This is a genomic window from Cnuella takakiae, assembly GCF_001953305.1.
GTDB classification, from domain to species: Bacteria; Bacteroidota; Bacteroidia; order Chitinophagales; family Chitinophagaceae; genus Flavisolibacter; species Flavisolibacter takakiae.
Genome location: NZ_MTFE01000010.1, coordinates 1,795,560 through 1,816,306, shown reverse-complemented (window position 1 = coordinate 1,816,306; position 20,747 = coordinate 1,795,560). Strand labels below are relative to the sequence as shown.

Annotated in this window: 14 protein-coding genes; 2 read left to right on the top strand and 12 right to left on the bottom strand. The window is 45.8% G+C overall.

Going from position 1 to position 20,747, the window contains the following annotated elements:
- Both BUE76_RS25095 and BUE76_RS08025 read right to left on the bottom strand, forming a co-directional pair.
- Window positions 1-757: dTDP-glucose 4,6-dehydratase (locus BUE76_RS25095; protein WP_394333537.1), on the bottom strand; the 757-nt coding region annotated here is incomplete at its 3' end.
- Window positions 758-879: 122 nt separating this feature from the next.
- A complete protein-coding gene (locus BUE76_RS08025; protein WP_083596537.1) occupies window positions 880-3,435 on the bottom strand; it encodes a T9SS type A sorting domain-containing protein in 2,556 nt (851 codons plus the stop codon).
- 646 nt (window positions 3,436-4,081) lie between these two features.
- On the opposite strand from BUE76_RS08025, the gene BUE76_RS08015 reads away from it, so the two are divergent.
- Both BUE76_RS08015 and BUE76_RS08010 read left to right on the top strand, forming a co-directional pair.
- Window positions 4,082-4,996, top strand: a complete 915-nt coding sequence (locus BUE76_RS08015) for a glycosyltransferase family 2 protein (protein WP_073043827.1) — start codon at window positions 4,082-4,084, stop codon at window positions 4,994-4,996.
- 38 nt (window positions 4,997-5,034) lie between these two features.
- On the top strand, window positions 5,035-6,204 hold the full coding sequence (locus BUE76_RS08010; RefSeq protein WP_073043825.1) for a glycosyltransferase family 2 protein: 1,170 nt from the start codon (window positions 5,035-5,037) through the stop codon (window positions 6,202-6,204).
- A 259-nt stretch (window positions 6,205-6,463) separates the two neighbouring features.
- On the opposite strand, the gene BUE76_RS08005 is transcribed toward BUE76_RS08010, so the two are convergent.
- From BUE76_RS08005 to BUE76_RS07955, 10 genes are all read right to left on the bottom strand, one after another.
- Window positions 6,464-7,612, bottom strand: a complete 1,149-nt coding sequence (locus BUE76_RS08005; RefSeq protein WP_073043823.1) for a sugar transferase — start codon at window positions 7,610-7,612, stop codon at window positions 6,464-6,466.
- A 46-nt stretch (window positions 7,613-7,658) separates the two neighbouring features.
- Window positions 7,659-8,024 carry a response regulator gene (locus BUE76_RS08000; RefSeq protein WP_073043821.1) on the bottom strand — a complete coding sequence of 122 codons (366 nt, stop codon included), beginning with the start codon at window positions 8,022-8,024 and terminating at the stop codon, window positions 7,659-7,661.
- Window positions 8,025-8,259: 235 nt separating this feature from the next.
- Window positions 8,260-8,589 (bottom strand): hypothetical protein, encoded by a 330-nt coding sequence (locus BUE76_RS25465; protein WP_394333553.1) that lies wholly within the window; start codon window positions 8,587-8,589, stop codon window positions 8,260-8,262.
- Between the two features lie 303 nt (window positions 8,590-8,892).
- Window positions 8,893-9,174, bottom strand: coding sequence for a PID-CTERM protein-sorting domain-containing protein (locus BUE76_RS07990; RefSeq protein WP_073043816.1), 282 nt, complete (start codon window positions 9,172-9,174; stop codon window positions 8,893-8,895).
- A 295-nt stretch (window positions 9,175-9,469) separates the two neighbouring features.
- A complete protein-coding gene (locus tag BUE76_RS25460) occupies window positions 9,470-9,568 on the bottom strand; it encodes a helix-turn-helix domain-containing protein (RefSeq protein WP_216820641.1) in 99 nt (32 codons plus the stop codon).
- Between the two features lie 615 nt (window positions 9,569-10,183).
- Complete coding sequence (locus tag BUE76_RS07980; RefSeq protein ID WP_073043815.1) at window positions 10,184-10,423, bottom strand: Rossmann-fold NAD(P)-binding domain-containing protein; 240 nt, start codon at window positions 10,421-10,423, stop codon at window positions 10,184-10,186.
- A gap of 75 nt (window positions 10,424-10,498) precedes the next feature.
- Window positions 10,499-11,893, bottom strand: coding sequence for an efflux transporter outer membrane subunit (locus tag BUE76_RS07975; RefSeq protein WP_073043813.1), 1,395 nt, complete (start codon window positions 11,891-11,893; stop codon window positions 10,499-10,501).
- Between the two features lie 53 nt (window positions 11,894-11,946).
- Window positions 11,947-15,105 carry an efflux RND transporter permease subunit gene (locus BUE76_RS07970; protein WP_073043811.1) on the bottom strand — a complete coding sequence of 1,053 codons (3,159 nt, stop codon included), beginning with the start codon at window positions 15,103-15,105 and terminating at the stop codon, window positions 11,947-11,949.
- Window positions 15,106-15,179: 74 nt separating this feature from the next.
- Window positions 15,180-16,361, bottom strand: coding sequence for an efflux RND transporter periplasmic adaptor subunit (locus BUE76_RS07965; protein WP_173702659.1), 1,182 nt, complete (start codon window positions 16,359-16,361; stop codon window positions 15,180-15,182).
- Window positions 16,362-16,971: 610 nt separating this feature from the next.
- Window positions 16,972-20,652: an Ig-like domain-containing protein gene (locus tag BUE76_RS07955; protein ID WP_073043808.1), complete on the bottom strand. Its 3,681-nt coding sequence runs from the start codon at window positions 20,650-20,652 to the stop codon at window positions 16,972-16,974.
- Window positions 20,653-20,747 lie beyond the last annotated feature (95 nt).

The following is a 20,747-nucleotide window of genomic DNA, read 5'->3' as shown; positions in this document are numbered from 1 at the left end:
AGCCGCCGATATTATAAGTTTCACTGTCTTTGCCCTTATGGAATACCAGGTCGATGGCAGTGGCGTGGTCTTTTACAAAAAGCCAGTCGCGGGTATAGAGGCCATCGCCGTAAACGGGCAGGGGCTTTTTGGTAATGATATTATTGATGAACAGCGGGATCAGCTTCTCGGGGAAATGATTGGGGCCATAGTTGTTGGAGCAGTTGGTAACCACCACGGGCATATGGTAGGTTTCGCCATAAGCCCGGACGAAATGGTCGGAGGCTGCCTTCGATGCTGAATACGGTGAGTTGGGATCGTAAGGGGTGGTTTCGGTAAAGAAACCTGTTTCGCCAAGGGCACCGTACACTTCATCGGTACTAACATGGTAAAACCGTTTGCCTTCAAATTTGCCGGCCCATGCGGTTTTGGCAGCATTCAGCAGGTTGACGGTGCCCACCACATTGGTGTACACAAAATCCATTGGGGATACAATGGAGCGGTCGACATGCGATTCTGCCGCCAGGTGTATAACGCCATCGGGGCTATACTGCCTGAACACCCGCTCCAGTTCGGCGGTGTCCAGCAGGTTTACTTTTTCAAAAATATAGTTGTCCTTGGTCTCGATATCGCGCAGGTTTTCGAGGTTGCCTGCATAGGTAAGGGCGTCCAGGTTGATGATCCGGTAATCGGGGTATTTGTTTACAAACAACCGGACTACGTGTGAACCGATAAAACCGGCTCCGCCAGTGATGATTACAGTTTTGGTTTGGTGCATGGTTTGATAGCTACAGAAAGTCAAAAATAAGCTTCTAAGTTGTAACATTTATCCTACACTACTTATAGATTTATTTTTTATATACATATGAACCTTTCAAACCATGCTACCTGTTAACCAAATTAGTACTGAGATTTTAGTATTTTGTATGTTTCCATCTTTTCTCCTACCGAAATACTAACTATATACAAGCCTGGTATCAATGTGGCCGTATCAATCTCTTTATTGAACTTTTCTCCTGTTTTCTGCGCTCGTATACTATGAATAATTTTTCCAGAGGCAGCATCTCTTATCTGAACGGAAACAGGCGTATTTAGCTGCTCATCCTCAATATTTAAGACAAAATAGCTTTGCACAGGGTTAGGAAACAAATTGACTTTGAACCTTGCATTTTTAATATTCAATCTATCAGACTGGTGATTAGCAATGGTTGTGGCACCTGCCATTTTTGGAGCGAAAGGCTTAACAAAGATTGGCCTTTCCGTGATCTCTATCTGTACGGAGCCATTTGTCACTTTTAGTTTGAAAGTGCCCATATCCGTGTAACCAGCCCTTGGTCTGTATACGATTACTGAATCATAGCTACCTACAGCCAGGTTGTAGCTGGCTTTCTGCCCACTTTCGGTAGGCATCAATAAAGTATACAGGGGATTGCCCTGAGCATCATAACGGTCTACACTGGGAAACTTACTGATCGTTTCCTGAAAGCGATAATTACTGAAAAGCTTCTTAGTTTGGTATAGATAATCCGCAGCAGGCTTCCTTGTTCTGTTTGCATTCAACAAACCCATAGAAGCAAACTGGGAAGAACTGTAAATATTTTCATCATACAATTGGTAAAAAAAGACTTTTTCAATACCAACTCTAGCATATAACAATGCTGTACGCAAAATCCAATCGGCTTGTGTTTGCAACACTGTTCGTCCACCTACCGCAACGGCTTTCAACGGACTTCCCTGGTTTACATCATAGCCGCATTCTGTTACCCATACTGGTTGTCCTTTAGCAAAACGGTTTGCCAAGTCTATAAAATCTGCAGCAACCTGTCCGGCTTCTGACATTTCAGGTGCAGCACCTCTAGTTGAATTGCCAACTTGTGAGGATTTTGCATCATTGGCGTATAAATGGTAATTGATTATATCCCAGCACAAATTGATTGTTCCATCTGCTTTATAGCCCCTAAACTCCTTACACCAGTCAATCATCCCTTTAATATAATCTGTTCGGGCAAGAGCCAAACCTCCCACCACGACTTTCATATTAGGATCAGCGTTCTTCACACCAACACCTGGTCCCATGGTGTTTTTATGTCCATCATAAAATGCGGACATATTAGCTGCATACTCCCGGCCGGTTTGGTAAGCCTTCCTTCCCTTCCACCATTTATCTCTTTCATTGTCGCACTCTATATACCTGATCAGCCCCATTCCAATTTTGACGGAATTTACAGAATCATGCGTCCACCTAGGTTGGCTATTCACCGACAACAATTGAGGACTAACCAACTTATTGTATCCATACCGAGCAGCAAATTGGAAGGCCACTTTTGCCTGCTCGATATAAGATGCCGGGCTACTGAAGTTTTTTCCATACACAACCGGTACATTCTCCGGATCTCTTTCATTCACCGGGTAGGTATTCTGCATCCATCCAGGCATGGTTTTCAGGCAGGCCAGTACTTCAATACCAGTTGTTTTACATTGCTGGTAAATTGCATCATAGTTCCACCCCCCGCTACGCGTAGGGTTAAATGTATAGCTACCCTGAGCTGACTCCAGCTTTTCCCAGTCCATATAATGGCGTACGCCTGAAAAGTTTTGCACGGCTTTCATCCGGGCAGGGTCAATTACATTCGGGTTACTTGGCGCCTCAAAATCCCACTCAAACGCATTGACGCCGAACATGCCTCCCAACCGAACAGAACGGCCAGGTGCCGCAGCAGCAACAGGTGCCTTATAGGTTCCCAGCAACTCAATTTCAGCAGGGTAAAGCCAGTTTGTATTAATTACCAGGTAGCGCACATTGGTAATAGCACTATCTAACTTAAATGAAGTGGTATTGTTGGTTCTTGAAGGATAGGGACCAACCCAAGCATGATACTCCGAGCCGGTGAAGGTTGCAACAGGAATACGTTGCCATTTATCATTAATCACTGATATTGTCAGCGGGGTATTTGGGTCGGCCCCTTCGGCATCAAACATCCTTATACCTTCAAGGGTCAATGCCTCACCATCAAGCAGCGGGTAATAAGCATCGAAGTTTGAAAGAATCAAGCCCCAGCCCGGATGTGGCACAGTTGCCGTTTGCCCGTCGAAAAGTTTTTCGAGTGTACCTGAAACATTGTTCAGTTGGTACCATCTTTTCCAATCAATAGGAATTTTTGATGCTCCGGTGCCCTTATTCAAAGAGTTGATTGATTGGACTTCCTCTACAGGTATTTTGTTATTATCAAGCTGCCTGATTTCCGGGTCAGAACTCTCTTTACCGACTATGTTTATTTTAGCATTTTTTGCCTGATGGCGACTTGAAGCCATCAAGTCATTATCACTTGAAGCAGTGTTTAAAGCACAAATGGGTTTAGGAAGCCAATTTTTACTAAAGGAAACAAAGAAAAAGTTTGTTCCAAACAGCATGCAACACATCATTGCTGAAGCGGAGGTAATCAGGAGCTTTTGCATAGGATAACAAATAAATCGATATGAAGAATCATTTCCCAAACACCACTATTTGGCTATGATTGAAATGGTGGCATTGCGCCTCAGCCATACACATTGATTTGTGTGTGCGGTCTACAATCCTAATGCAATTTACGTATAGGATTTTTATCAAATTCGAATAAAACACACCATTAATGGTTAATCATTACATGAATAATTAAATAAATACCTACAAAAATTACCAATAAAGAGATAAGGTCCATAATGGTAACCCCATCATTTGGATTGAAATATATCAGGGTCGCAATTTCGAATGTCGGCGAGGGTGCAGGCATTATAATAAGTGAAAGTCCGATTGTAACCAGAAGTATCCCAATTAAAAAGGTTGTTACCCGCAGAAAAAGCTGCAACAGATGTTTGCCCATAAATGACGTGTTTATTTAGGAAAACCAGAAAGGTTTAAGGAGCAAACCCGAACTGCATTCCAAAACAGGTTTTGACAAGGTAAAGAAAGCATGCATACTGTATACCTGCACATGTAACTAAAAGTACGGTAAAAGGCAGATCGTGTCGCTTCAACCAACATACAAGGGCACCGGATGTCACATTGCAACGAAAATTTTACATATTTTCACCGCACACAACCATATACTACAATCTTGATCCTTTGGCCTTAGTTTCTATCATTACGGTAAATTACAATAGTGCCCCAATTACCGAACAACTGCTTAACTCTATCCAACAGCTTAATTGTCACCAAGATACAGAAGTGATTGTGGTAGATAATGCCAGCAGGTTAAACCCTGTGCCTCAATGGCAGCTGCGCTTTCCTGAATACAAGTTTTTTCGTTCAGAAAAAAACCTGGGGTTTGCAGGTGGCAATAACCTGGGTATTGAACATGCAAAAGGAGATTTTTTATTCCTGATCAACAACGACACAGAAATAACCAGTGATCTGGTACCAAGGCTTTTGACTATCATGATCCAGCGGCCTTCCATTGGCATTGCTTCTCCTAAAATTCTCTATTACGAAAAAAAAGAAATAATACAATATGCTGGCTACACCCCTATGAATTTTTTAACTGCCAGAAATCATTGTATTGGTCAGTTCGAAGTTGACCTGGGTCAGTACGATAACAGTTCAGGCATAACAGCGTATGCACATGGTGCGGCCATGATGGTGCGAAGAGAAGCTTTGGAAAAAGCGGGCAAGATGGCCGAAAACTTTTTCCTCTATTATGAAGAGATTGATTGGTGTGAGCAAATGAAAAAAGCTGGTTATGATATTTGGGTAGACACAAAAGCAACTATCTACCATAAAGAATCAATGTCTGTAGGAAAAGCTTCTTCAATCAAGGAGTATTTTATGCACCGCAACCGCATACTTTTTATCCGGAAAAATGCGACCAATACACAATGCAGGCTTTTTCTGCTGTATTATATTTTGGTAGTGTTACCTAAAAGCATGTACAAGTATACAATGAATGGACAAATTAAGTATGCACCTTTACTGATCCGATCCATTTGGTGGAATTTCACCAATAAAACCGATAGCAACAATTTATACATTCCATCTGCGTAAAGCCTCCTTATATACATCCCTTAATTTAATGAAGGAAAATGACAAAGCTATTCTGGATCAGCATCCTTTTACTATTTTATACTTTCCTAGGCTATGGGATTGTTCTTTATATTCTAGTAAAAATAAAGCAAGCCATCAAAGGCAAACAAAAAAGAGCCATTTTCAACAACGAACTACCTTCGCTGACTTTGGTGGTGGCAGCATATAACGAAGAGCTATTTATTACTGAAAAGATTAAGAATACGCTTGCCCTAAATTATCCTCAGAACAAACTGCACTTGATATTTATTACAGACGGTTCCACAGACCGTACCCCTGATCTGGTACAACAGTTCCCTGGAATACAACTATTACATACTCCTGAACGAAAAGGAAAAATATCAGCTGTACACAGGGCTATGAATTGCGTAAAATCTGAAATTGTAGTGTTCACAGATGCAAACACACTACTGAATACAGAGGCACTAGTATTATTAGCACAGCACTTTTCCAACCAGAAGATTGGTGCTGTAGCCGGGGAGAAAAGGGTAATGATAACAGAACGATCAGATGCGACAGCAGGAGAAGGCTTCTATTGGCGTTATGAATCGTTGCTGAAAAAATTCGATGCAGAATTGTACTCGGTAATTGGCGCTGCCGGCGAACTATATGCTATCAGAACTGACTTATATGAGCCAGCTCCATTGAATTCGATCATTGACGACTTCATCATTTCACTTTCAATAGCGCGCAAAGGTTTCAAAGTAGCTTATGAACCCAATGCATATGCACTGGAAACAGCATCAGCCAATTCGAAGGAAGAGTTAAAACGAAAGGTAAGGATAGCTGCAGGTGGTATTCAATCGATCATTTGGCTTAAAGACCTGATGAATCCAATAAGGTTCCCCATCTTATCTTTTCAGTTTATTAGCCATAGGGTACTTAGATGGACCTTAGCGCCTTTTGCGTTGATCCTAGCGTTTACAATGAATATTCTCATAGTGACCATTAACCCGGCCACTCATTTTTATTACCTGATTCTGGCTGGCCAAAGTATATTTTATTTGTTTGCCCTTCTCGGCTGGGTGTTAGAGCAGAAAGAAATCAAGGTAAAAACATTTTTTATCCCATATTATTTCTGCTTGATGAATTATGCTGTGCTGGCAGGCATACACCGGTATTTTTCCGGAAAACAAAGCGCTGCATGGGAAAAATCCATGAGAAAATAGAACAGAAAATCAAAAATTAATTCACCCGAAATTTCTACCGCTTAACGCTTAGATAAGCTTGCCGCAATTCGACCAAATTGAGTACCGCCGATTTGATTTAAGGAATGCACCGCACAGCTGACAAACAAGCAAATAAATGACCTTGTAAAAAATGCTAAATAAAAAGGGACTAGTTCTTCTAGTCCCTTTTTATTTAGCAGGATTCAAAACTTACTGACTGCCAAGTAGGTGAGTAACTGAAGTTATTACCTACTAAATATTAAGCATCACTTTTCTGTACCAAGGCAAATGGTGTTTTGACAAGAATCCTCATATCCATTAATGGACTCACTTTCCTTGCGTATGTGATGTCAAGCTCTATTCGCTCTTCAATTGACATTTCTGCCTTGCCACGCTTTTCAACCTGCCACAAACCAGTTATACCTGCAGGTGCCATAAAGCGTTCCACATAATTATCGGTTGTGAGTGTTTCAGCTTCGTACAGTGGTAATGGTCTGTTTCCTACCAACGACATTTCACCTTTCAATACATTGAACAATTGGGGCAATTCATCCAAGCTTGTTTTTCTCAAAAAACGGCCTAGTTTTGTAATGCGAGGATCGTTATCCACTTTGAAGAACTTTGGACCAACACCCTCTACTCTATACTGGTTGTTTTGTTCTAAAATTTCTATCTTTTTATCTGCATCAACAACCATGCTCCTAAACTTGTAAAAGTTGAATACCTTATATCCTCTTCCAGCTCTAGGTGAAGCATAAAAGATTGGACCTCTTGAATCTATTTTAATAGCAATACCAATAATTATAAATAGTGGTAACAGAAGGGCTATAATGATGGCTGCGACAAGAGAATCACAAAAGGTCTTTAGCATTAAACCCATGTTTGCCAAGTATTCACTTGAATGAATCTTTTGTATGGAGTTAAAGGCTTTAATCCTACCTATATCGCTGCTCTTTTTATAAGAAGACAATGCACCGTTCAAGCAATCTCTTTCAAAGTCTACTATAATATTTACTATTTCTAAATTTTGCAAAATGATCTCCTGGTTCCGGGCAAGGAATCTCTGATTGTACACAACAACCACTGATGATAATTGCAGGTTGCTTTTTAGCGCCATGTGAAGCCGCTCCATACCTTGGAAATCGAGTGGTAGATCTATAATAATTGAAAGAGGAATTGCAAATTGCAACCTTGCTGGATAAGAAATCAAATGATTTACTACATCATCATAAGATTTAAATACAACAGCCTCTGAAAATGATGGATTGTTATATGACCATGAATGATGGTTATTACCCAGATATATGTGGTAAGTCTGCAATTTAGACTTGGAAAAAAGGTGTTTTTTAACTTTGATCTCTTGAAACTTAGAATCAAAGACCTCGGTTGGAAAGGCTTCAACTTGCATATTGTTCGCTTAGTATTTACGTACTTATAATTTATCCCCTCTTACATCAGGCTTTTTGTTTCCGTACTAAAAGGCTTATACTTTGTTGTAGGTGAACTGGGTTAAATGGCTTTAAAATAATAGTGCAAAATTCCTTTCTTAACTTTTGAGGTACCCGGGATAATTCGTTGGTCAAAATTATTATTGGACAGTTGAACAATACGCTATTCTGAACGAATTGAACAAACTCGAGATTATCAGTTGGAGCAAAATCAATGTCAATTAATAAAATATCAAAATTCCCATTCCTGAGGAATTGGGCTCCGGTTGCAACATCTTGAGCAGAATAGAAATTAAAACTTTTAGAAAGGTAGGTTTGAAGAACAAAGTTCATGCTCTTATTAGCATTTACGCTAAGCAGTTTTGCGGGCATTTGGTTAGGTTTAGAAGATCATCAATTCGAAATAAGCATAGCTTATTTCAAACATGGCGGGCAATAACGTTATGAATTAGATGATTGCTTTCTAAAGGATGATGGAGGGAGAGTTATTATGAACTAGGATCAAATCGCTGTTACAACTGCAATGTACAAATACTCATTGTAATGTAGTAATTTTTCTACTAATTATCTTGATGAATATACGTATCAATTAATATTATTTTCAGTATTAATACGACGATTCAGAACGTTTCTTTAAAGTTTTACTATTCTCTTGAAGGAAATACATGAGTACCAATATAATTAGATAAGCAGACCTATTAAAAAGCTTATGATGATCAACCATTCCAAGATTCCATTCAGATTCGAGCGCTATAAATAATAATGTTAAACGCAAACTGTTTATGAACCAAATCAAGCTAACCCCTAAAGTGATCCATTTCATTTTCCACACGACTAAGCCTCGTTGAAGGGAAACAAAAAAAACCCAGAAAATCATTATTCCCAATCCAAGGCAAGGCCATCCCAGGACAACAGAAGAACCAAATGGCCCTACCAAGGTCTGATGATCAGCAATTTTTACGGTGAATCCAACAAACTCTATAAATAGAGTAGTAGTATTTAGTAGTGCTAGTCTAACCCAATTTGTATAGGAACCATGATCATCCCAAAAAGAGTTGTATGAAAATGTGATAAAAAGGTGGTTCAATACATACAGGACAATAAATCCGAAGGCGATTCTTTTAACATATTCCAGGTCGAATTCTTGACTCTTTTTTTGACAGATACTTTTGATTCGAAAAATTATTTTCAAGCTTTACAATTATAATCTCAGATGATTTTTACTGCAAGATTCTTGAACTTATTTAAGGAACTTATTTTGTTGGTCTTTTTTCTTGCCCTTGTAGGCTGCTTTCAAGCCTAATCCAGCACCAGCTGCTAATAAAAGGGTTAAACCACCATCAAAAGGAGCTTCAACTTTTTTATTTACGCCATTGTTTGGATTACCACCATTATTTGTACCACCATGATCATTTTTTTGATCACCCGTTTGAGGAGTCTGACTATTGGCTACGAAAAGATTGATGCAAATAACTAGGGCTAATGTAAATGGAAGACGGATCCAAGTTTTTGAAATTCTCATGTATGTTAGTTGATAGGTTTGGCAGTTAATACTGAACAGTAAATAAAAAGACATTTATTTATAAAACGGATATTTTTGTAGTATAAATTTTAATTTATATCATTTTTATTTGTAAAACGTTCATTTTCAACTATCATTTAAGTCTGAATAGGTTTATAAAAGTTTACTTTTTGAATCCTCTAACTATTAAGATCAGGGTCACGACCCTAATAATCACTTTGCTCATCAACACAGTAAATGGGTTTACTTTTTTTGTGTCAAAGGGCAAACCTACTTGATAGCTATGATAGATAATCTAATCCAATTTTGTAAATGGTAGTTGGCCACTATCCCGTAAATGTTGAAGCGTTACTTGTGATATCTGCAGCATTTTACATACCTCACCTGACCGCAACTACTGTTTGTTAAGTCGTGCACTTTCGTGGCTCATCGAAAAATGAAGTTTTGAATTTGATTTAATTGGCAAACACCTGCGGTCTGCTAGTGTTACAAGTAGGAATTGTGTATATCCCCACTTGTCATTTCCCGCTTTATTGTTTCTTTCATTAGTTCAATCTACCAATTAGCCTAACCTTCCTCCTAATTTAAGTTTAAGTAACGCTGCTTACCTCGGTTACGTAATAAATTGCGATGGGAAAGAGGTACTGCGGCTTCCCATATGGCAATAAGGAGTTTGATTATGCATTAGTTACCTGTTTGCCAACAACTTAGATTTTCCTAACCGTTTGCTCATTGCTTATACCATCATGCACATTCTGGACTGCTGCCCAACAGTGCGCACCAAATACTTTATAGGTGGAGTTAATAGTGGCAATGAGCAGGACAAAAGCGTTGAAGAAGGATAAACTATAGTAGGAAATAGAAATTGCCTTCGCAGGACAATCATTACAATGCTATCCGAGACAGAGTTTAATCCCAGATTCAGAATAAGGTTGACTCAATAATGGGTACTGCTGGTACGTGCATGTTCAGTCTCGCACAGGTAAATACGCAAGAGCATTTCTTACCCTTAGGAGTTAGGCTTGTTAATACCCTGGCTTTGTCGGACATACGGTTCCGGGTTGCCGGTGATCTCCTTGATGAATGTTTCCAGGCTTTTCATAAAGATAACAGAGTCTTTGTTCCCATGCATGGTAATCTCATACTCAACCTCGTTGCTGCTGGTAAACCAGGTAGGCCGCAGGACGGTATCATGCAGGCCTGACGATTCGATTAGATCGGCTGCTTTCATGCCCAAAACAAAAGGCATAACCACATGATTATGCCTTTTGATACTTTGCAAGCCAGGCTTAAAGAAGTAGCTCCCCAGCTTCCTATCCCCTGCTTATTTCCATCCACCACCCAATGAGCGGTACAGGTTTACCGTTGCCTGCAATTGCTGCAACCGGTCATTCACGCCACCTAATTGTGCACCCAGGAGGCTTTGCCGGGCAATGATCACTTCATTGTAATTGGCAAAGCCATACTGCAGCAGTTCCTGGGTATAGGCCACCGACTTTTCGAGTGCCGAAAGCTGGTTGGTACGAACGCTCATTTTCTCCAGTGCCGTTGCATGCAGCGAAAGGGCATCCGATACTTCGCGGCCTGCATTCAGCAGGGCCTTACGGAAATCATACAGCGCAGCTTGCTGCCCTGCCTGTGCCACGGCCAGGTTGGTGCGGTTGAGGCGGCGGTTGAAAATGGGCTGCGTTAACCCCACACCGATGCTTGCGGCAAGCGCACTGGGATCAATGAATTGCGCTAGGGAAAGACTGTTCAACCCGGCGGAACCGGTGATCGCCAGCGCAGGATAAAACGCAGTACGGGCCACGTTGGTCAGCTCGAAGGCATTGCGGTAAGCAAATTCTGCCTGCTGCACATCGGGCCGGTTGGCAAGCAACTGCGCAGGCACACCGGTTTGCAGCAAAGCCAGTGCCTGCTGGCCTTCCAGGCTGCTCCGTTCAATGGGGCCGGGCGGGCGGGCCAGCAAAATGCTTAAGGCATGCTCTGTTTCCCTGATGTTTTGTTTCAGGTCGGGGATCGTTACTTCCGCTGCATACCGTTGTGCCTCGCTTTGCACAACGGCAGCCTCCGTTACACTGGCTGCTTCTTTCAATGCACGCAGCACGGCCACGGTCGAATCCCAGTTGCGCACGGTTTCCCGGGTAATCACCAACTGCTGGTCCAATGCCAGCAGCGTGTAGTAATAGCTGGCAATGGTGCTCACGATGCCTGTCTGTACCGCACGGGCAGCAGCTTCGGTTTGCAGCAAGGCTGCCAGGCTGGCCCTCCGGTTGCTGCGCAGGCGGCCCCACACATCTGCTTCCCAGCTGGAAGCAACACCCAGCTGAAACTGGCTGAGGCTGGTGCGGATGCCAAAGCCCTGTACATCCGACAGCTTGGATTCCGTCACCCCGGCGTTGGCACTCAGCGTGGGCAGAAATGCCGCACGGGCCTGGGTGTAATAAGCCTGCGATTGCTGGATACGGGTATAGGCCACCCGCAGGTCGAGGTTCTGCGTAATCCCTTCTGCGATCAGCCGCTGGAGCACGGTGTCGGTAAATACCGCGGTGTACGGCAGGTTGGCAATGGTATTGGTGTCGGCCCCGCTCCCATCGCGGTAGAGGCCGTTGGTATCGGTCTGCGGGCCTGTATAAGGCCGCGTGACCTTACAGGCGGCAAGCATCCAGCTTACGAGTAAGATCATTGCAGTATATCGAAAGAAAACTTGTTGCTTCATGTTGTTGTGTTGGGTGTTCTGCCGTTGGTGTTCAAAAAAGGATGAACCTTGGATCAGGCGCCCGTACTGGGCTCCACCTTTTCGGCCAGGGGTGCTTTGGTTTTGCTGCCAATCCGTTCTTGCAGCGACTGGAAAATGATGAATAAAACAGGGATCACGAATACGCCGAAGAGCGTACCAATGAGCATACCGCCTACCGCACCGGTACCGATGGACCGGTTGCCGATGGCGCCAGCACCCGATGCCAGCATCAGGGGCACCAGGCCAAAGATGAAGGCAAAGGAAGTCATCAGGATGGGCCGCAAACGGGCTTCGGCACCCTGCAGGGCAGCCTGCGCAATGGACAGCCCCTGCCTGCGGCGTTCTACCGCATATTCAACGATCAGGATGGCGTTTTTGGCCAGCAGGCCTACCAGCATGATCATCGTGATCTGCACATAAATATTATTGGTGATACCAAAGAGCCAGGTAAAAACAAAGGCGCCCGCCAGACCAATGGGCAGGGAAAGCAATACTGCAAAGGGCAGCAGGTAGCTTTCGTACTGGGCACACAGCAGGAAGTACACAAAGGTGATCACCAGCAGGAAGATGAAGGCTGTTTGCCCGCCTGCCGCCATTTCCTCCCGCGTCATACCCGAGAACTCGTAGCTGTAGCCTGCCGGCAGGTGCTGCGCCGCCACTTCCTCAACAGCTTTAATGGCATCACCCGAACTGAAACCGGGCTTGGGCGAACCGTTGATACCAATTGAGGTAAACAGGTTGAAGCGGTTGATGGCCTGCGGCCCATATACCCTTTCCAGGGTAATAAACTCACTTATGGGTGCCATGGTACCGCTGGCATTGCGTACATACACGTTGTTCAGCCCTTCGGGGTTGGCGCGGAACTGGGGCTCGGCCTGGTACACCACCCGGTATTGCTTGCCAAACTGGTTGAAGTTGGAAGCATAAATACCACCATAATACCCCTGGAGGGTGTTCAGGATATCATTTACGGCCAGACCCGCTTCTTTTACCCGCGCAACGTTTACGTTTACCTGATACTGCGGGAAATTGGGGTTGAAAGAGGTGGATGCAAACTGTATTTCGGGCCGCTTGTTCAGTGCCGCCAGGAAATTGTCGCTCACCTGTGCAAACTGGGTCAGGTTGCCGCCACTACGGTCCTGGAGCTGCAACTCAAAACCACTGGAGATACTAAAACCCTGGATGGTGGGTGGCTCGAAAAAGATAAAGCGGGCATCGCGGATACCACCGGTTTTGGCAAACATCTGGCCAATGATGGCCTGCGCGGTTTGCGCCTTTCCCTTGCGGTCGGCCCATGGCTTCAGGCGCAGGATGATCATACCGTAGTTGCTGCCATTGCCGCTGATGATACCACGGCCGGTAAGCCGGAAGATATGCTCCACTTCGGGGATGGTTCCGGCGATCTTTGCTGCCTCGCGGGTGATCTGGTCGGTGCGTTCCAGCGATGCCGATGGCGGCAGGCTGATATCACCGATCACGATGCCCTGGTCTTCGTTGGGCACAAAGGCCTTGGGAGTTGTTTGAAACAACAGCACAAAAAGGCCAGCAAAAAGAGCGATCATCAACAGGGCCAGCCATTTTTTTCCGATCAGGAAAGAAACCGCCCTGCGGTACTTGTTGGTCGTTGCTTCAAAGGCCGCATTGAAGCCGGTATGAAAACGCTGGAGGAAACCTTTCTTTGGATGCCCTTCTTCCTGGTGTGGTTTCAGGATGATGGCGCAAAGTACCGGGCTAAGCGTAAGGGCGTTTACCGCCGACAAAACAATGGCAATGGCCAGGGTCAAACCAAACTGTTTGTAAAACACCCCCGCCGAGCCGGTGATAAAGCTCACCGGAACAAATACGGCAGCCATCACCAGGGTAATGGAAATGATCGCCCCTGTGATCTCGCTCATGGCTTCCACCGTTGCTGCCTTTGCGGAGGTAGCACCCTGGTCCAGTTTGGCGTGCACTGCCTCCACCACCACGATGGCATCATCCACCACGATACCGATGGCCAGCACCAGGGCAAAAAGGGTAAGCAGGTTGATGGTAAACCCGAATATGCCCAGGAAAAAGAAGGTACCCACAATGGCTACGGGAACGGCAATGGCGGGGATGATGGTAGACCGCCAGTCCTGCAGGAAGATGAACACCACCAGGAACACCAGCACAAAAGCCTCGATCAGGGTCTTTACCACTTTACCGATAGAGGCATTGAGGAAATCGTTGGCGTTTACAAAATTGGTATAGCTAACGCCTTTGGGGAATGTTTTCGAAGCCTCTTCCAATACATTCAGGCTGCCTTCAATTACCTCTTTCGCGTTGGAGCCTGCCGTCTGGCTGATGGCAAAGCCCACCGAAGGTTTGCCATCGGTTTGCGAGGTACTGGCGTAACTCAGCGCCCCCAGTTCCACCCGGGCAATATCTTTCAGCCGCAACAACTGGCCGTTGCCACCTGAGCGTACAACGATCTCACCGAATTCTTCGGCACTCTTCAGGCGGCCGCTGTATTTAATAACATACTGAAATGACTGGGAGCCCTGTTCGCCAAACTGGCCCGGTGCAGCTTCCACGTTTTGTTCGGCCAGGGCTGCGCTGATATCCCCTGGTACCAGTCCATAGGCTGCCATTACATCGGGTTTGAGCCAAATGCGCATGGAGTATTCCATTTGCCCAAACACCGAAGCATCACCCACACCGGAGATCCTTTTGATCTGGGGCACCAGGTTGATATTGGCGTAGTTCTGTAAAAAGGTCTGGTCGTAAGCAGGATTGTCGCTGTACAGGGTAAAGATCAGCAGGTTGCTGCTTTGCCTTTTGGCGGTGGTCACACCGGCACGGGTTACTTCCTGGGGCAGCAGGGGCGTGGCCCTCGACACCCGATTTTGTACGTTTACTGCCGCAAGGTCGGGATCGGTACCCAGGGCAAAATTGACCGTGATGGTAGCCGAGCCGTCGTTACCGGCCGTAGAGGTCATGTAGGTCATGCCCTCCACACCGTTGATCTGCTCTTCAAGCGGCACCACCACGCTGTTCATCACCACATCGGCGTTGGCACCCTGGTAGGAAGCTGCAACCACCACGGTAGGGGGCGCGATCTCCGGGTATTGGGAAATGGGCAGGTTGGTCAAACCCAACACGCCCAGCAGGGTAATCAGGATCGAAATAACGGTGGATAGTACCGGCCGTTCTATAAAGCGTTTGAACATAGTGTTTCGTTAGGCTAAGTGAAGAAACCGGGGCATCTGTAACAGGAACCCCGGCAGGAAGGAATAGGAACAGCTTAGGGCTGTACTGCCTGCTGGTAAAGGCTGTCGGAATTGATAGCCCTTGGCTTGATGGAAGCACCGTCACGGAGCGAAGCAACTCCTTCCACCACGATCTTTTCGCCCGGGCGGATGCCTGCTTCCACTACGTAAAACTGACCATTGCTGGCGGGTATCGCCCGAATTTCCGTACTCCGCACCGTACCTGTGCTCTCCAGCACATATACAAAGCGCTTCCCCTGTAGTTCGTAGGTGGCTTTCTGTGGTACCAGCAGGGCGCTGTCCACTGTACGGGGCATACGTACCACCCCGCTGCTACCGCTGCGGATAACGCTGCCTGGATTGGGAAAGGTAGCCCGTACACTTACAGAGCCTGTTTGGGTGTTGATCAGGCCGCTAGCCGTTTCCACCTTACCCTGTTGGGGAAAGGGGGTACCATCTGCCAGGATCAGGGTTACAGGAGGCAGGGTAGCCAGCCGCTGCTGGATAGAGGTACCCTTGTTGGCTTTGGCAAACTCAAGGGATTGTTTTTCATTAACCGAGAAATAGGCATAGATGTTCCCGATATTGGAAACGGTGGTCAGCGGCTGAACCGTGTTGCCGCTTACCAGGCTGCCTATCTTGTAAGGAATGGTACCCACTACCCCATTCACCGGGCTGGCTACGGTGGTATACCCTACGTTGGTGCGGGCATTTGCCAGCCGGGCCTGCGCCTGCGCCAGCACCGCCTGGCGGGCCTGCAACGCATATTGCGCCGACTCCAGCTCGTACTTGCTGATGATGTTTTTCTCCACCAGCGGACGCACTTTATTTACCTGCATTTGGGCAGCATTTACATCGGCCTGGGCGATCTTGATCTCGGCCTGTGCCGTACGCACCTCTTGTTCGTATTGCGGCGCATTGATCCGGAAAAGCGGCTGGCCCTTACGCACGGCAGCACCTTCATCTACATAAATGGCTTCAATATAACCATCGATGCGGGGCCTTATTTCAATGTTTTGTTGCCCTTGTATCGTTGCCGGGTAATCGGTAAACAGGGTGGTCTGGCGGGGAAGCACGGTTATAACAGGATATTCCTGCACCTGTGCAGCAGCAGCTCCGGCTGGCGCTTCAGGCCCCTTCTTGTTGTTACATGCGGTGTTTGAAACGATAAGCAGCACCAGCACGAAAGCCGGAGTGCTTCGAATTTTGTTGATCATTGGTTTCGCGGTTTGAAAAGGTCTTTATTCGAAGCCGCAAAGGTCAGGAAACAAAATTTGAAATATGCTGTATAAATCAAACAGAGTAGTACAAATTTCAAACACCAAAATACACAGGCAAAGCTCAGCGGCAAGCTCACCTATTCATATTTCAAACACCCCTGCCCTGCAGCACTGCAGCAATCGGAAGAAAAACCATGGCCGCAACAAGGCAGAAGTGATCATGCATATCACCGGTAATTTGATCAGCGGCTAGTTAATGAGCGCCCCTTCCACACAGCTATCCGTACGCTTTGGCCAGACCATGAAGGACCGGGAAAGCCTATCCATGAACCGCGCCCCTACCTACATCAGCAAACCCCGCCAACTGAGAACGCCACTCCTACATCAAAACTTCCATCTTGTTTTTCAGGGCAGCTTGTTAAGCAGCTAGCGAATCATGCACAGGAACCCACCACCAACAAAACGGATCCTGAAAAGGGTAAAAAGCCACCGTCGGTGGTGACATAAACAAACTGGTTAAGCACTTTAGATGAAGTACAAAAAAAGTCCCGGCCTGTTACCAGCCGGGACAGTGATTGTTCCAATCCAAAGAAACAAGGAGTTTACCTTATTGCTTTACAAACTTGAAGTTTCCTAAAACCCTGTCATCTGTAAGCGTCAGGATATAGGTGCCGGCGCTGAGGCTGGAAACGTTCACAGGCAGGCTGGTACCGGAGATGCTAACTGTTTTGTGCAATACCTTTTTACCCTGCATATCCACAATGGAAAGGATTGCATTATGGCTATTCACCACCGAACCCAATTGCACGGTGATATTACCTGAAGTGGGATTAGGGAAAATGCTGGCGGTTTTTGGCGTCTCCTCCCAGAAGGTGAGTGCTACCTTGTTCTGCGCAATAGCAGTAAGATTATCGTATACCACAACCGTTACCGGTGCCGATGTGGTTACATTGCCTTTCTTATCGTAAGCTTTGGCAGTGAATGTATAGGTACCGGCAGGAAGGTTGGCATATTTCCAGGAGTAAGGCGCTATCTTTTCTACATCCACCAGGGTAGCGCCTCGGTAAAACTCCACTTTGGCAATACCGTCATTGTCTGCTGCAGTGGCAATAAGACCAAAAGACGCAGGTGCTTTGTAAGTGGCATTGTTTACCGGGCTGGTAAGGCTTACCGTTGGCTGGCTACCGGCAGTGGCTTTCTGTGTTGCTGCATTTACAGTGATGGTTACACTGTTTGAAACAGTAAGGTTGCCCAGTTTGTCATAAGCCCTTGCATGGATGGTGTACGTACCGGGAGCAACATTGGTCCAGGTTTGATCGTAAGGAGCAGCCCTTTCACTGATCAGCAGGGTATTGCCTTTATAGAACTCAACCCTGTGGATGCCATCAGCGTCTGAAGCAGTAGCTGTGAGCCTTACCGAACCGGGAGCTGTATAGCTGGCATTTGCAACGGGGCTCGTCAGCATCAGTAAAGGCTTGTCACCTGCAATGGTTATAGTGGCAGCAGTTGAAGTAGTGCTCAGCCCATCCCTGTCGAAAGCACGAGCTGTAAAGCTGTATGTACCTCCTGCAGCATTGGTCCAGGTAAAAGCATAAGGAGCAATACTGTCCGTATTCACCAAAATTCCATCGCGGTAAAACGCTACTTTCTCAATACCACCGGCATCGCTGGCATCGGCTGCAACTGTTACGGTGGCAGGAGCCTGGAACGATGAGCCAGCAACAGGGCTTGTAAGGGTTACCGTTGGCGCCTGGTTAATGATGGAAACAGGAGCAACTGCAGATTGCGTGATATGTCCTTTGACATCTATGGCACGGGCACTAACATTGTAAGAGCCTGCAGCAACACCATTCCAGGTGAACTCATAAGGCGCGGTATGGTCACTGCCCAGCAGGTTGGTGCCATCGTAAAAATCTACACGGGCAATACCATCATCATCAGTGGCATCAGCTGCTATGCGCACACTTCCAGGAGCTTCATAAGTGTTGCCTGCAACAGGAGTAAGAAGCGTAATAGCTGGCTTTGAATTTACCACCTGGATAGCAACAGCAGCGCTGTTACCAACCTGACCTTTTGCATCCGTTGCCTTAACGGAAAGCTCGTATTTGCCAGCCCCTACATTGTTCCAGGTAAACTCGTAGGGAGCAGCGCTGTCTGTACCCAGCAGGGTGGTACCATTGTAAAATGCAACCTGCTTGATGCCATCCGGGTCGGAAGCAGAGGCTGTGAGCCTGATGGAAGCCTGTGCATCAAAGGATGCATTAGCAACAGGTGTGGTAAGCGAAACAACCGGGATAGTAGAAAGGGTACCGATCTTCATCAAAACAGCGGAACCATAAGGCTGCAGTACGATGCTGCCATGATAAGTGTTTCCTTTTGCATCGGCATACTTGCCTGGAAGGCTGATGGTTTTGGCGCTGAGGCTTGCATTGTAATCAAAGAAGTATAAGCTGTCCGATTTATTTGCCTTAGCAAAAGTATAGGGCGATTTGCGCGAGTTGCGGTCATAGGTATAGTCGCTTGCCCATTGTGCCAGGGTATAGTTGCGCGTTACGGATGATTTGGTGTATAAATTGGTAATGGACTGCACTGTTGCTGTTTCATCTAAAGGACGCAGGTGATAGTTGCTATCAATAGATCCAAATAGCTTGATGTCGGTCAGCTTTGTAAACAATTGTGCTGTTTTCTCATTAGCTTCTTTAGCAAAGAAGATATTGTTCTTTACATTGATGCCCCTGATCGGATAATTCAAGGTATTGTCGTGTGTAACCAGGAACTGCGTATTGGCATTATCGTAAAAGGTATTGTCCCGGATGGTGATATTTTGGGTGTTGTGCAGGTAAATACCATTGCGGCCGCAGCGGGCTACAGTATTACCCCGTATTTCAATATTCTTTGCATTGTCATCCAGGTAAATACCAGACGCATGGAGGGATGTGTTGTACTGGGTGCCTTCTTTAGCTCCATAGCCATCCAGTACAATGTTGTTGAGCACTTTCCGGCCTACATGGCCACCATCACCCCAGGTATAAATGCCACCCACATCACCCAGCACCATTGCAAAATGCTGCACCAGGTTCTGCCTGATCGTAATATGGTCGCCATCAAAACGGATACCTGCGTATCCCGAATTAGTAACCCTGTTGTGTTCTACAACCGAATTGCTGGCATATACAATCATAGCGGTGTAGTTACCACTGCCATTCTTTCCCATACCTGCAATCATCCCGGTATTGCTTACTGTATTGTTTCGAACAGTAAGGTTCCGAATACCAAGAGGTGTTTGAATGGCCATGTTGGCATTGTGGCGGAAGTCGTTATTTTCTATTGTAAGATTTTTGCTTTGCGCTGCATAAAGACCACTCATGCCATTGGTCTGTACCTCGCAATCAAGCAAACGAATATGATCGCATGAGTACAGATCAACACCATTCTCGTTTGCGCCCTCGATAGCAAGATCCTTTATCGTATAATAATTATCATCAAAAAGAGTAAGCACATCATGGGCTGCACTGACCTTTACGGTGTAGGCCGCGGGACTGTTGGCACCAAAGTACATGCTGAACTTTTTGGTCTTGCTATTGTAAGCCCACTCGCCCACCCGGTCAAAAGTGCGGACATCATTCTGGATAAAGTATCCATACTTCACTTTGGGTGCATAGGTGGCGCCCTGACCGAAAGTTATGGTGGTGCCAGAATGAGCTTTGATGGGCACCCTGTCCAGGGTCCAGTGGCTGGAACGTAATACCAGTTCAGCACCGGTCCAGTTTGTAGCCGATGTTAGTTGATGGTCAGAGATGGATGTACTTGTAGCTGACTCAATGGTCATATAACCCTTATTTGTGGCATCTGCATTAGGCCAGCGACCCATACCTGTGGGATTGCCATTAAGGGTAACCATGTTGATGCGGCTGGGCAATCCGGAGTCGGTAAGCTCATAAATGCCTTTACCTGCCGAAACCCAGTTGGTGAGGTTTTTAAAACCACTCAATACAGGTTTGCTGCCACTGCCATAAGCTGTAAGTACAATAGGAGCAGTAGCGGTGCCAGAAGTAACAGGTTTTAAATTACCAGTAAATATGTCACCTCGCTTAAAGAACACCGTATCGCCGGGACGAAGGGTTTTGGCAATTGCATTAAACTTGTTGATGGATCGCCAGGGTGTGGCCGGGCTGGATGCCTGCGTGGCGGTACGGTTATCATCGCCGTTTGAAGCAAAGTAATAATTGGTAGCGTTAGCAGCACCTGCACAAAGTGCAAGTACTCCAAAGAGTAAAATAGTTTTCATAGGTTGGATGGGGTGCAACGAAATCATTTCGTTGGCAGGACAAAGTAAACCAACACTTATTAAAAAAAGTTTGACTGAAAGATTGAATCTGACCG